The organism is Flavobacteriales bacterium, assembly GCA_016712535.1.
GTDB lineage: Bacteria > Bacteroidota > Bacteroidia > Flavobacteriales_F > PHOS-HE28 > PHOS-HE28.
Genome location: JADJQW010000003.1, coordinates 128,469 through 142,913, shown reverse-complemented (window position 1 = coordinate 142,913; position 14,445 = coordinate 128,469). Strand labels below are relative to the sequence as shown.

The window sequence follows — 14,445 nt, the reverse complement described above, 5'->3', positions numbered from 1 at the left end:
GCACCATGAAGAAGCATTACGCACTCGCGCTCTGCGCCGGCCTGATCGGGTTCTCGCTGCAAGCGCAGCCGCCTTGCCTAGCGAACACGTGGCTATTACCAGCTGGGCAATCTGCTGTGAGCACTTGGAACGCACCGGCATTGCCACCCACAACCAGCGGCAATGTGGCCACCACCTCAACGGCAGGCAGCCCAACGGTCACGGTTCTTTCCGCTGCCGGCTTGGTGGTGGGCATGGCCGTAACGGGCCCGAACATCCCGGCAGGCACCACCATCACAGGCATCGGGGTCCCCACCGCCACCAGCATCACCTTGAGCCAGGCCGCCACAGGCACGGGCACGAACGTGCTGCACAACTACGCTACGACCGCGCCTTGGCCGAACAGCTTCCCCCCCAACAACCCGGTCTCACCAGGCACCGGCAGCAATGGCGCTGCCTGCTCCGTTTGCCCGGCCGTGTTCAGCGCGAACATGTGCTCCGGACAGTATTTCCAGTACTACATGTGTGTGGGCAACGTGTACACCATTTCCATGTGCGGTGCCGCCACCGCATGGAATTCTTCGCTGGCCATCACCACGACTGCGGGCACGGCGCTGGCCACGGTCACACCACCCTCCTGGAACGATGACGGCTGCGGCACCGCCGGAGGCCATGCCACGATCACCTACGCTCCGTCGGTCACCGGCAATTTCCGGATTCGCCTCTGGAACAACACCTGCTCGGTGAGCGCGCAATGCGGCACGGTGCAGATCGCCTGCAACCCGGTGCCTCCACCGCCTTTGAATGATGAGCCTGCGAACGCCACCAGCTTGGGTTCGCCGGCACCCACCACCTGCACCATGGTGGGTGGCAGCGTGGCATGGGCCACGCAATCGGCAGGCACGCCCAGCGGTTGCACCACGGGAGGCTGCGCCACTGCATCGGGTTCCTACAGCGGCTACGATGTGTGGTACAGCGTGGGTGTTCCGGCCAGCGGCAACCTCTCGGTGATCCTGCAGGAGATCAGCGCACAGAACATCGCCTTCGCTGTGTACACCGGCGTACCGGGCGCGCTCACCATCGTTGCGAACAGCTGCAATTGCAACGACTTCGTCTCGCTCAGCGGCCTCGCCGGAGGCACCACGGTCTATATCCGCGTTTGGCCGCAGACCGGCGCGCCCAACATGGGCAGTTTCCAGCTCTGCGCCTACGAGCCCATCCCACCGCCCAACGACAGCCCGTGCGGAGCCACCGGACCCTATGCCTTGCCTGTGCCCACGTCTTGTGGTCTTACGCCATTCAGCACGCAGAACGCAACAGCACTGCCCCCGCTCTACACCGCTCCCGCTCCAAGCTGCGGCACCCCGCTGGCCGGCGGCGATGTCTGGTTCGCAGCGGTGATGCCCGCCACGGGATCCATGACGATCAACACCCAGGCCGGCACGCTCAGCGACATGGCCATGTCGGTGTACACCGTCAGTTCCGGCACGATGACCACCAATTGCGCCACGCAAGGCGCGGTGACACTCGCTGAAGTAGGCTGCAACGACAACTTCGGGGCGAGCACCATGCCCAACCTGACGATCGGCGGCACCCCAGGCTTGACCTATTACATCCGGATGTGGAACAAGACCACCGCCTTCGGAACAGCCAGCATCTGCGCGGTGCAGAACGTGCCGCCGCCGAACGACAACCCGTGCGGCGCGCTCGCGCTCCAGGTGAACAGCGGCTGCTACTTCCAGGCGCCCTACTCCACGCAGTTCGCCACCATCACCGGCGGCACCGCGCCCAGCGTGCTCAGCATCCCGAACCCGAGCTGCAATGGCGGCCCCTACAACAGCGACGTGTGGTTCACGGCCACCGTTCCCGCCAGCGGCCAATTGGTGCTCGACACCGATGACATGCAGATGACCGATGGCGGCTATGCCGTGTACACAGGCACCGGCACATGCGCCGGCAACAACCTGAGCCTGACGCAGGTCCCGGCCGGCAATGGCGGCTGCTCAGTGGGTGGCAGCACCAATGGCGGCGCCATGCCCACCAGCACGGTCACGGGCCTTACGCCGGGCGCAACGGTTTACATCCGCGTGTGGCGCCAGTCCGGCAACGACGGCAACTTCCTGCTCTGTGCCCGCAACCCGGCCACCCCTGCGCCATGCGCCTACACGCTGCGCTTGCAGGACAGTGCCGGTGATGGCTGGAACGGCGGCTTCGTGACCGTGTGCATCAACGCCTCCTGCACCAACTACACGGTGTTCGGCTCCCTGAGCACCGTGGTCTTCAGCGCGCCGCTCGGTGCGAACGTCACGATCTCGTACACGCCCGCCGGTGGCTTCCAGAACCAGGTGTCCTACAGCCTGCTCGCGAACAACGGCTTCACCATGTTCGCCAGTGCCAACCCGCCGGCCAGCGGCCTGAACCATGTGTTCACGGTGAACAGCACCTGCAATGTGCCACCAGCGCCCATCTCGGACTGCATCGGCGCGCAGCAGATCTGCAACGCGCAGGCCTTCACCTTCGCGCCGGGCAACTTCGGCAACTCACAGGACCTGAATCCCGCGAACCGCGGGTGCATGCTGGCCAACGAGCGGCAGGGCGTCTGGCTGCGCTTCACCACCAATGCCGCGGGCACCATCGCCTTCAACGTGTCAGTGACCCCCGGAACGGACTACGACTTCGCCCTGTGGGGTCCCTACGCAGGCACCCCGCCTTGCCCGCCTGCCACCCCGCCTATCCGTTGCAACTGGTCGGCTGTGGCGAATACCACCGGACTGAGCACCACGGCGCTGAACGCAACCGAAGGAGCCGGCGGCCCGCCGTTCTCCAGCGCAGTGCCTGTGCTGGCCAACCAGACCTATCTCCTGTACATCGACAACTACTCGATGAACGGCCTCTCGTTCACCTTGAACTGGAACAACACGCCGAACACGATCCTCGATTGCAACCTGCTGCCGGTGGAATGGCTGGATCTGAAGGCCGAGGCTCAAGGCCCTGAGGTGCTGGTGAGCTGGCTCACCGCCAGCGAGCAGCACAGCGATTATTTCCGCGTGGACCGCTCGGAGGATGGCACGGCCTTCCGCCCCATCGGCACGGTTCAGGCCGCAGGCACGAGCAGCGCACCGACGGGATACGCCTTCGTGGACAAGCAGCCCGTGAACGGCTTGAATTATTACCGCGTGGAGCAGATCGCCACCAATGGCGATGGCCAGCTCTCGCCTGTGGTTTCGGTGATGATGCGGGCCGGCGGCACACTCATGGTGTACCCCAACCCGGCCGGTGAGAGCCTGTGGGCCAGCTTCGAGTCGCCGAACGAAAGTCAAGCCAGTTGGCGGATCGTGGATGCCAGCGGGCGCGCAGTGGCATGGGGCCGCACCAGCACCACCGCTGGCATGAACCAGGTGGAATTGCCCTTGACCATGGATGCGGGCAGCTACCTAATCGAGCTCATGGATGAGCGTGGCGGCATGCTTGGCCACGCACGCTTCGTGAAACGGTAGGCTCCCAAGCCTGATCCACGGCAAAGCCCGGCTGCAGATGCAGCCGGGCTTTGTTCATTTCGGCTCGAGCGTGAATGGAAGGACGTAGCCCGGATACCCCATCCCACTTGGGCCAGCACAGGGAGATGGCGTTCGTTCGCCATGGCCAGTTATCCACCAGAGGGCAACCGCGAACGCCCCTCTCCGTCCCTTGGCTGGGAACACCAGACTCGCCTCCAGGCCGTTGGCGCTCAAAGCCCCCCGCAGAATTGGCGCGAACCGAACACAGCGCTCGACGGTTGTTAACATTAGACCGCTGGTATATTCACCCCCGAATGTTCCGACGCGATTCAGGAACCCCTTCAGACTCATCCGCATGACCCAACCCTACTCTCTCCGTAGCAGGTCGTTCATCTCGCGCTTGGCACCCTTGGCCATGACCCTCGTGCTGGGAATCGCGTGGGCGGCCGCACCGACCACAACGGCTCAGGCGCAATGCACGGGCACGGCCATGGGCGCCACCGCACCTGTGGCCAATGGGGCCTGGCTGCCAGCGGTGGTGCCACCTGGTCCACCAATGTATCCCAATAACTATCCACCCACGGGTAGCTTCGGAGTTCCCATCACCAGTGCCTGCGCCGTCTGCCCAGCCACTTTCACGGTCCCGATTTGCGGCAATAACTATTCGCAGATCTACATGTGCTCCGGCAACCTGTACACATTCAGCCTCTGCACCAGCGCCCCCGCGAACAACTTCTCACTGAGCATCACCAGCACCGCCTTCGCAGCGGTCGCAGTCGGCTATTTCGGGCCCGCCTTCGACAACGACGGCTGCGGCACGCCCAACGGCCCTGCGCAGCTCACGTTCAGCCCGCAGACCGCTGGCATTTACCGGTTCCGCGTGTTCCAGAATCCCTGTGTAGTGAATGCGGCTCTGTGCGGCACGCTCAACATCACCTGCAGCCTTCCCACTCCTCCACCGAACGATACGCCCTGCACGGCCATCGCCTTTGGAGGTCCCTTGCCAATCAGCTGCAACTTCCAAGCGGGTTCGGCGGTTTGGGGCAGCACTGAGGCCGGCATTCCGAACCCAGGTTGCGGCGCTTACTTCGGGCGCGATGTCTGGTACAGCGTTGTGGTGCCTGCCAGCGGGAACCTGCGCATTCAGACGGCTCTGGTCAGCGCTACCAGCTTGGGCATGGCGGTTTACAATACACCTGCCTGCAACGCTCCCTTGGCAAGCTGGAGCGTAGTGGCGTGCAGCGCCGGACCAACACCGCTGCTGGATGTGAGCGGCCTGGTGGTTCCCGGCAGCACGGTATACATCCGCCTCTGGCCGAACAGTTTCGTCGGCAACATGGGCACCTTCAACATCTGCGCATTCGAGCCCACGCCGCCGTTCAATGATCTGCCGTGCGGCGCCTTCAACCTTCCCACGCCGGCGGTGTGCGCGTCGCAGACCTACAACACGGAGTTCGCTACCAACACCACGCCTCCCGGCGTAACCGTGGGCGCACCCACCTGCGGCGGCGCCATCAACAACGATGTCTGGTTCGCCGTAACGGTGCCCGCCACCGGCGCCTTCACCGTGAACACCTTCTCGGGCACGCTCACGGATATGGCCATGGCCTGGTACCGCCTCAGCGTGGGCGGGTCGGTGTGCAATCCACCGGGATTCAGTGGCACCATGACCCCGATTGCGTGCAACGACAACCAGTTCGCTCCGGTGAACAACATGCCCCGGATCAACAGCCAGACCACGATTCCGGCCATCGCTCCGCCCTTGGTGCCGGGCGAGACGATCTACATCCGCGTTTGGCCGCAGGGGGCGAACGTGAGCGGCACCTTCAGCATCTGCGCCACGGAGAATTTGCCGCCGCCCAACGACGATCCATGCGGCGCAATCCCCTTGCCCACGAGCCTCAGCTGCAACCTGATCCCAACGACCAACGAAGGCGCTGGCCTCACCGCTGGCGTGGCCGTGCCGCCTTGTGGCGGGCCTGTGCAGAATGATGTGTGGTTCACGGTGGTGGTGCCGCCGAACGGCCAGGTCGAGATCAACACGCAGGGCGTGAGCATGACCGATGGCGCGCTGGCGCTGTACACCACCAGCGGTGGTTGCGCCCCGGCGAACCTCTCCTTGGTGCCGCCGATCAACTGCCAGGTGGGCGGCAGTTCCTTTGGCGCTGCCATGCCGCAACAGCTCTTCGCGGGCCTTGCGCCGGGCAGCACGGTGTATGTGCGCGTCTGGCGCCAGACCGGCAACGTGGGCCAGTTCAACATCTGCGCACGCCAGACCGCAGCTGCGCCCATTTTCGGATGCGACCTGAACAGCGCGGATAGCGGTGGCCCCTTGGGCAACTATGGCAACAACGAAGTATTCGAGCAAACCTTCTGCCCGGTGAACCCTGGTGATGTGGTCGCCATTGACTTCACCTCCTTCAGCACGCAGCTGAACGCCGACTTCCTCACGGTCTACAACGGCCCGTCCATCGCATCGCCGGTGTTGGGCGCCTTTTCCGGCGGGGCCTTGCCACCGGGCTTGGTATCGTCTGCCGCAGGTGGCTGCCTCACCATCCGCTTCACCTCGAACGGCAGCGTGGTGAGCACGGGCTGGGTGATCAGCGTGAGCTGTGGACCGCCCATTCAGCCTGCACCCGGGCCTTGCCACACCACTACCCCTGCGGGCACCCCACTGGTGATCTCGGGCAGCAACTTCTTCGACAGCGGTGGCGCCGCCGGGCAATACGTGAACAACGAGTTCAGCACCTACACCTTCTGCCCTTCTACCCCAGGCGAGGTGATCACGCTCACCTTCACCTCCTTCCAGACTGAAGCCAACTTCGACTTCCTAACTGTGTTCAATGGCCCAACGATCGCTTCACCGATCATCGGCGGTCCGTTCAGTGGTGCGGTGGCGCCGGGCACCTTCTCTGGCACCTTGATCAACGGAGGTTGCCTCACCATCCGCTGGACCTCAGACTTCAGCGTGCTTGGCAACGGATGGTCGGCCATCATCCGATGCGGGCTTCCGCAACCGCCACCGCCACCGCCGCCGCCGCCAAGCGGCATTTGCGGCACCACGGTCTATGACCCCGGTGGGCCGAACGGGAACTATGCGGACGCCATCAACCAGAACCCGAACAACTTCGGTGGCAACAATTGCTGGCCCTACACCTGCATCGGCGGTGGTGGGACCATCCCGCCTGGATCACCGAATTTCGGCGGAACACCCGGGGTGAATGCGTGGTGGCAGACCTATTGCCCGCAGATCGCCGGTGACGCGGTGACCATCAATTTCCTCACATTCAACCTGGAGCTCGGCTGGGACAACATGTACCTCTACAACGGGCCGGTGGTCTCGCCGAACAATGCCAACGGCACGCAATGGCTCAGCGGAAATGGACTGCCCTTCTGTGGCGCGCCCGCTGGATGGTGTAATTGGACCCTCGGCGCTGGCGGCTTCACGGGCAACGCCAATCCGGGATCGTTCACCAGCACGCACCCCAGCGGCTGCCTGACGATTGCCATGACCAGCGACGACATCTTCAACAATCCGGGCTGGTCGGCATTGATCTCCTGCCAGACCTCCTTCAACCCGAGTGCGGCATGCATCTTCGCCTTGCGGATGTATGACATCTTCGGCGACGGCTGGGGCGGATCGTCGATCACGGTGACCATCAACGGCGGAACACCGACCACGTACACGGTGCCGACCGGACAGTTCCAGCAGGTGCTCATCAGCGCCAACAACGGCGACAACATCACCATCACGTACAACGGTGCGGGTTACTTCCCGCAGGACAACTACTGGACCTTCGATCTGGTGGGCCAGTCGTACTCGATGTACGCGAGCGCGATGCCCGCCGTGCCGGGCACGATCAATCTCACCGGCGTGAACTGCTCCAACGTGATCCCTCCGCCGAATGAGGACTGCCCCGGCGCCACGATCCTGTGCGACAACGCGGTCGTGCAGATGACGCCGACGAACAACGGCAGCGTGGGCAACCTGACGCCGGCGAACAGCGGCTGCGTGGGCATCTACGAGCGTCCGGGCGAATGGTACACCTTCCGCGCAGGCGCCACGCCGAGCATCGGCTTCAGCATCGCGCCGAGCATCGCCAACACCGATGTGAACTTCGCGGTGTGGGGGCCCTTCAGTCCCAGTCAGACCGTGCCGCAGATGTGCGACCTGATGACCACGGCGCCGAAGCGCTGCTCCTTCGCCAGCGCCGCGAACACCTTCGCGGCCACGGGCAGCTACGCCACGGGCATCGGCCACCCGGTGTATTCACCGCCGCAATTCCAGGCCACCGCTACCATCGGCACCGAGACCGTGGCGGGCGATGGCTGGGTGCCCGGCATCACCGCGACAGCGGGCGACATCTTCGTGCTCTTCGTGAGCAACTACACGCAGAACCAAGCGCTGCTCACGCTCACGTGGACCAGCGGCACCATCGATTGCTGGCTGCCGGTTGAGTTCCTCGACTTCAATGCCTACGCCCGCGAGGCGCAGGTGGACGTGAAGTGGAGCACGGCGAGCGAGCTGAATGCCGCCTGGTTCGATGTGCAGCGCTCCAGCGACAACTCGAACTTCGAGACCATCGGGCGCGTGCAGGCCAGTGGCACGGCATCGACCACCACGGAGTACGCCTTCGTGGACCCGAAGCCGCTCATGGGCTACTCCTACTACCGCCTCCTGCAGGTGGATGATGATGGCACCAGCGAGCTGACGCATTCCGTTCCGGTGTACTTCAAGCCAAAGGATGCGCTGCTGCAAGTGTTCCCGAATCCGGTGCGCGACGAGCTCTTCATCGCGCTCGATGGCGCCGGCGAGGGCACGATCACCTGGCGCATGCTCGATGCCTCTGGCCGTATCGCGATGGCCGGGACATTAGCCTCTGCCGGCGGCACGCAGCAATTGCAGATCGGCACCGGTGCGCTGGAGAGCGGCGCATACATGCTCGTGCTGCAGCAAGGCGCGGAGGAGATCGGCCGCAAGCGATTCGTGAAGCACTGATCGGAAGGAAAGAAGCATCCGCCGCCGCCGCCGTACCTTTTCACGCCTGAACAACGCGTGATGAGAACGGCAGCGGCGGCGCTCCTTTTCCCCCTGCTCGCAGGAAGTGCTGGGCCAGCGCCCACGCCGGTGGCCACTTACTCCTTCGGCATGAGCCTGATGACGGGCATGAACAGCGAGCTCTTCACGCTCTTCGTGGTGAAGGAGTTCGAGGGCAAGGTGATCGAGGTGCAGCCGATCTCGCGCGGGCAGTTCATGATGGAGGCGCAAGGGGCGGTGCCGAGCAAGGCCAATCCGAGCCGCATCAACCTGTTCCGCAAGTACGGCGTCGATGGCTGCCTGCTGCCGCCGGAGCTGGACGACGGCACCCGCACGGTGAGCGACTGCGGCGTATTCGATGAGCTCTGGAAACTGCGCTTCTGGGAATACCCCTTCAAGGATCCGAGCGGTGCGCAGCACGGGCAAGGCTGGGCCGAGAGCCGCACGCAGCCCAGCCCGCGCCAGATGCTGCTGCTCTCCGGCTATGGACTGCATCGGCTCACGGACCTGGCCTGCGGCGAGGACCTTTTCCGGCTGCTGCACGACATCGGCGACCCGGAGTGGGTGGACAATTATCAGAAGGGCTATTGACGATGCCGGGGCAACTTGAGCTCCTGAACGCGCTGCGCCTCGGCGATCGCGCGGCACTGGCCAGGGCCATCACCTTGATCGAGAGCAGCCGCTCAACGGATGCGGAGGCCGCGCAGCAACTGATCGAAGCCTGCCTCCCTTCGGGCGGCAAGGCGCTGCGGGTGGGCATCACCGGCATACCCGGCGTGGGCAAGAGCACCTTGATCGATGCGCTGGGCATGCGGCTCATCGGGCAGGGCCATCGCGTTGCGGTGCTGGCCATCGACCCGAGCAGCGCGCGCAGCGGCGGGAGCATACTGGGCGACAAGACGCGCATGGAGAACCTAGCGCAGCATGAAGCCGCCTTCATACGCCCGACACCGGCCAGCGGCATGCTCGGGGGCGTGGCCCGGCGAACGCGCGAGGCCATCGTGCTATGCGAAGCCGCAGGCTACGACCGCATCCTGATCGAGACCGTGGGCGCGGGGCAGAACGAACTCGAAGTGGACCAGCTCGCCGACCTCAACGTGCTGCTCCTGATCGCAGGCGCCGGTGATGAGCTGCAAGGCATCAAGCGCGGCATCATGGAATCGGCCGATGCCATCGCCTTCACCAAATGCGATGGCGAGGCACGGCCCAGGGCCGAGGCGGCACGTCGCGAATTGCTCGGCGCGATCCAGCTTCTCCCGCCGCGCCCCAGCGGCCGCCGGGCCGAACTGCTGCTCACCAGCGCGGTCTCCGGCATGGGCATCGATGAATTGGGTGAGCGGATCGAAGCGCTCCACGCAGCAGACCTAGCGAGCGGATATGTTGACGCGAAGCGGCGCGAGCAGGCCTTGCATTGGCTCGATCAAGCGGTCGCCCAGGGCTTGCAGCAGGCCTTCGCCGGGGATCGCGACGTGCAGGCCGCGCTGCCGGATCTGCGTGAGGCGGTGCGCAATGGGACGATGACGCCCTTCGCCGCAGCGGCCGAATTGCTCGCGCGATTCAGAAAAGGCGGCGCACCTCGTCCTTGAGCGCCACAATGCCTTCTTGCGAAGGGGCGTGCGTGAGGCGGGCCACGTTCTCGAACACCTTCCGGCTCAGGTCTCCGCCACTGGCTCCATCGCCCACCTGCTCGAAACTCATGTTCACCAGGCGGATCGTCTCCTCCTTGGCCTGCTTGACCTTCTGCCAAGCGCGGTCGCTCACGTAGATCTGCTGCGTGACGTTGTGCTCGAACTCCTCGCGGATGGTGGAGGACAAGGCCGATTGCAGGTCGCGTGCATCCATGCTGGCGCGGTGGATCCGCAGCACCAGCGGCCCCGGCTGGATGCGCTCCAGGAAGAGCGTGAGCCGCTCATAGGCCTGGAGCCGGAGGGGCAGCACCTGCTTATGGTCGTCGATGCGCATACTGGCCAGGTGCTCCGCGTTCCGCTCTGCGGTGCGCGCGCCCAGGAAATGCCGGATGGAATAGAAAGCCGTGAGGAAGACCACCAGGCTGGGCAGGATGGCCACCAAGACGAGGACTACGGGATCGTTCATCGTGGGAAAAGCGGTGGACGAATATCGGCTAAAGCACCGGGAAGCTCCTCTTCGTCGGTGGTTAGCTTCGCGCCTTGCCCGCCGACAGCGGGGCCAGCGCATGCACCTATCGCCCGTCGTTCAGTCCATCATCGAGCCCGCCACGCTGCTGATGGCCCGCCGAAGCCGTGAATTGCGGGCGCAGGGCCGCGACATCGTCGACCTCAGCCTCGGTGAGCCCGACCATGCCCCGCCAGCCTTCGCGCTGGAGGCTGCTCATGAAGCCTTGCGCGGCCCGTGGCACAAGTACACGCCGGTGAACGGCTACCTCGACGTGCGCGAGGCCATCGCCGCCAAGCTGCAGCGCGACAATGGCCTGGCGTATTCGCCTGAGCAGATCGTGATCAGCACCGGCGCCAAGCACAGCATCATGAACGCGGTGATGGCCTTGTGCGGGCCGGGGGATGAAGTGGTGATCCCCGCGCCGTACTGGGTGAGCTACTCCGAGCAAGTGAAGCTCGCCGGCGCCACGCCGGTGATCGTGGGCAGCAGCCTCGACGAGGATTGGAAGGCACCGGTGGAGCGCATCGCTGCGGCCATCACCCCGCGCACGCGCCTGCTGATGTTCAGCTCTCCGTGCAATCCGAGCGGATCGGTGCTCACACGCAGCGAGCTCGAAGCGCTGGCCAACGTGGTGGCCCGGCATCACGGGCTGTACGTGATCGCCGACGAGATCTACGAGCACATCGTCTTCCAGGGCGAGCACGTGAGCTTCGCCTCGCTGCCCGGCATGGCCGAGCGCACCATCACCGTGAATGGGCTGAGCAAGGCCTTCGCGCTCACCGGCTGGCGCATCGGCTACATCGGCGCACCGCTGTGGATCGCGCAAGCGTGCACCAAGGTGCAGGGCCAATTCACCAGCGGCGCGAACAGCATCGCTCAACGAGTCACCAAGGCGTGCATGGAGGCCGACCCCGCGCTGCTAGCGCCCATGCGCGCCGATTTCCTTCGCCGCCGCGACCTTACGCTCAAGGCCATGATGGCGATCCCCGGCTGGCGCTGCAATGTGCCGCAGGGCGCCTTCTACCTGCTGCCCGATGTGAGCGCATCCATCAACGGGAGCAGCATCAAGGGCGCGGTGGACCTGAGCCTCTACCTGCTCGATGCCGCCGGCGTGAGCCTGGTTGAAGGCGCCTCGTTCGGTGCCGAGGGCACCTTGCGCATCAGCTACGCGACCAGCGACGATAAGCTCATCGAGGCCATGGCGCGCGTGGCCAAGGCCGTCGCACAGTTGGCAGCCGCATGAGCGCGATCGACGCTTTCCTGGGCAAGGCCGAAGGCAGCACCGTGCTCGTCGTGGGCGATGTGATGGTGGACGCCTACCTCTGGGGTCGCGTGGACCGCATCAGCCCCGAGGCCCCGGTGCCCGTGGTGCAGGTCACGCACCGCAGCGCGCGCTTGGGCGGCGCAGCGAACGTGGCGCTCAATGCGAAGGCGCTCGGCGCCAGGGCCGTCATCGCCAGCGTGGCGGGCGACGATGAGCATGCCGATCGCGTGGATCGCCTGCTCGCCGAACAGGGACTATCGCCCGATGGATTGGTGCGGTCGCCGCTGAGGCGCACCACCGTGAAGACGCGCGTGATCAGCGCCCAGCAGCATGTGGTGCGCGTGGATGAAGAGCAGGAGGACGACCTCAGCGAAACCGATGGGCGCGCGCTGCTCGACCGCATCGCCCTGATCCTAAGCAACGACCGTCCCAACGTGATCGTGCTGGAGGACTACAACAAAGGCGTGCTCACCGCTGGCGTGATCGAAGGCATCGTGGCCCTAGCGCGCGCGCAGGGCATCCCGGTAGCCGTCGATCCGAAGAAGAAGAACTTCCTCGCTTATCGGGGCGTTACCCTCTTCAAGCCGAACCTGAAGGAATTGCGCGAAGGCCTGAAGATGGACATCGACCCCACCGACGACAAGAGCCTCGAACGCGCCGTGCGACAGCTCGAAGAGCGATTGGGCAATGCCATCTCGCTGGTGACCCTGAGCGAGCACGGCGCCTTCGTGCACGATGCGCGCGGCGGGCAGCGCATTGCCGCGCACAAGCGCAAGATCATCGACGTGAGCGGCGCGGGCGACACGGTGATCGCGGTGGCGGCATTGGCTCTCGCGCAAGGCCTGGCGCCAGCGGACATCGCCGCCCTCAGCAACCTGGCCGGCGGGCTGGTCTGCGAGGAAGTCGGCGTGGCGCCCATCGACCGTGAGCGCTTCCGGTCGGAATGCGAGAGATTGCGCCTGCTCGCATGACCGTGAAGCCCTACACCGATGAAGGCAGCAAGCGTGAGCAGGTCGAGCACATGTTCGACGCCATCGCGCCGAAATACGACCTGCTGAACCGGCTCTTCTCCCTGGGCATCGACCAAGGCTGGCGGCGGAAAGTGATCCGCATGGTGAAAGAGCGGCCCGTGGCGCACCTGCTCGATGTGGCCACCGGCACCGCCGACCTCGCGATCATGGCCGCGCGCAAGGGCGCAGCACCGAAAGTGACCGGCGTGGACATCAGTGAAGGCATGCTGAGCCACGGCCGCATGAAGGTGAAGGCCGATGGCCTCGACGGGCGCGTGGTGCTGCTCCGCGCGGACAGCGCTGCACTGCCCTTCGCCGATGGGAGCTTCGATGCGGCCACAGTGGCCTTCGGCGCGCGCAACTTCGAGGACCTCGAGCTCGGCCTGCGCGAGATGCTGCGCGTGCTCAAGCCGGATGGCCGCCTCTTCGTGCTCGAGTTCAGCAAGCCCCGAGGCACCATCATGGGCGTGCTCTTCCGCTTCTACTTCCACCGCGTGATGCCCGCGATCGGCCGACTCGTGAGCCGCGACAGCGCCGCATACACCTACCTGCCTCAGAGCGTCGATGCATTCCCCAGCGGCACCGGCTTCGTGCGCGTGCTCGAGCGCTGCGGCGCGCGCGATGCGAAGGCGGAAACCGTGACCGGCGGCATCGCGACGATCTACAGCGCGCGCGCATGAACCGCCCGCGCGCGCAAGGATCGCTGCCTACTTTCGTTGCCGCATCCATGATCCTCCGCGCGCGCCACTTCACCATCGCCAGCATCCTCCTGCTCTCGCTGCCATCGGCTGCGCAGCGCGATCGTCGCATCGTGCAGGAGAACCTGCCCACCTTCGACCTGCGCCCCTTCCATTTCGGCTTCCTGCTCAGCTACAACACCAGCGACCTGAACGTGAGGATGAAGCCCGGGATCCTCACCGACACCCTGCTCGCCCTCGACCACATCCGCCAGCCGGGCTTCAACCTCGGCATCGTGGCCAGTTACAACCTGAACAAGAATTTCAGCATCCGGCTGCTGCCCACGCTGTCCTTCCAGGAGCGCAAGCTGCAGTACACCTTCCTGCGCTCCGATGGCCGCGAGGTCATCTTCCAGAAGCCCGTGGAGAGCACCTATCTCGAGTTCCCCGTGCTCGCCAAGTTCCGGAGCGACCGCATCAACAACTTCGCGGTGTACCTGATCGGCGGCGGCAAGTTCGCGATCGACATGGCGAGCCAGAAGGATGTGGACAATGCGCTCGACGACGAGATCGTGGTGAAGCTGGCGAAGTACGACTACGCCGCAGAGGTCGGCGGCGGCTTCGACATGTTCCTGCCCTATTTCAAATTCGGGATCGAGCTCAAGACCAGCTTCGGCTTCCCGAACCTGCTCATCGACGACGATACGCGCTTCAGCCGACCGATCGACAGCATCCGCTCGAAGGCGTGGGTGCTCACCTTCACCTTCGAGGGTTGAGCGCGAGGCGGGCTCCTGGCCTGTGCGCAGTTGCCCCGGTTCACCGGGATCCCGCGCTTGACCGCATC

At 65.0% G+C, this 14,445-nt stretch carries 9 protein-coding genes; 8 read left to right on the top strand and 1 reads right to left on the bottom strand.

Annotated elements, in window-relative coordinates:
- Window positions 1-5: 5 nt before the first annotated feature.
- The 4 genes from IPK70_10740 (at window position 6) to meaB (ending at window position 10,100) form a co-directional block, all read left to right on the top strand.
- Complete coding sequence (locus IPK70_10740; GenBank protein ID MBK8227638.1) at window positions 6-3,476, top strand: T9SS type A sorting domain-containing protein; 3,471 nt, start codon at window positions 6-8, stop codon at window positions 3,474-3,476.
- Window positions 3,477-3,891: 415 nt separating this feature from the next.
- Window positions 3,892-8,475 carry a hypothetical protein gene (locus IPK70_10735; protein MBK8227637.1) on the top strand — a complete coding sequence of 1,528 codons (4,584 nt, stop codon included), beginning with the start codon at window positions 3,892-3,894 and terminating at the stop codon, window positions 8,473-8,475.
- 60 nt (window positions 8,476-8,535) lie between these two features.
- Entirely contained in the window at window positions 8,536-9,105 is a 570-nt protein-coding gene (locus IPK70_10730) for a hypothetical protein (protein ID MBK8227636.1), read from the top strand.
- Between the two features lie 2 nt (window positions 9,106-9,107).
- Window positions 9,108-10,100 (top strand): methylmalonyl Co-A mutase-associated GTPase MeaB, encoded by a 993-nt coding sequence (meaB, locus tag IPK70_10725; protein MBK8227635.1) that lies wholly within the window; start codon window positions 9,108-9,110, stop codon window positions 10,098-10,100.
- On the opposite strand, the gene IPK70_10720 is transcribed toward meaB, so the two are convergent.
- Entirely contained in the window at window positions 10,072-10,608 is a 537-nt protein-coding gene (locus IPK70_10720; GenBank protein MBK8227634.1) for a hypothetical protein, read from the bottom strand. The two genes, meaB and IPK70_10720, sit on opposite strands and share 29 nt — an antisense overlap.
- A gap of 100 nt (window positions 10,609-10,708) precedes the next feature.
- Here IPK70_10720 and IPK70_10715 point away from each other — a divergent pair, with 100 nt between their 5' ends.
- Genes IPK70_10715 through IPK70_10700 form a run of 4 tightly spaced genes read left to right on the top strand, consistent with a single transcriptional unit; the run spans window position 10,709 to window position 14,377 of the window.
- Entirely contained in the window at window positions 10,709-11,893 is a 1,185-nt protein-coding gene (locus tag IPK70_10715) for a pyridoxal phosphate-dependent aminotransferase (GenBank protein MBK8227633.1), read from the top strand.
- On the top strand, window positions 11,890-12,885 hold the full coding sequence (locus IPK70_10710; protein ID MBK8227632.1) for a D-glycero-beta-D-manno-heptose-7-phosphate kinase: 996 nt from the start codon (window positions 11,890-11,892) through the stop codon (window positions 12,883-12,885). The genes IPK70_10715 and IPK70_10710 overlap by 4 nt, the downstream gene beginning before the upstream one ends.
- Window positions 12,882-13,604 (top strand): bifunctional demethylmenaquinone methyltransferase/2-methoxy-6-polyprenyl-1,4-benzoquinol methylase UbiE, encoded by a 723-nt coding sequence (gene ubiE, locus IPK70_10705; GenBank protein MBK8227631.1) that lies wholly within the window; start codon window positions 12,882-12,884, stop codon window positions 13,602-13,604. The genes IPK70_10710 and ubiE overlap by 4 nt, the downstream gene beginning before the upstream one ends.
- Before the next feature lie 47 nt (window positions 13,605-13,651).
- Window positions 13,652-14,377, top strand: a complete 726-nt coding sequence (locus tag IPK70_10700; protein ID MBK8227630.1) for a PorT family protein — start codon at window positions 13,652-13,654, stop codon at window positions 14,375-14,377.
- The last annotated feature ends 68 nt before the right edge of the window (window positions 14,378-14,445 follow it).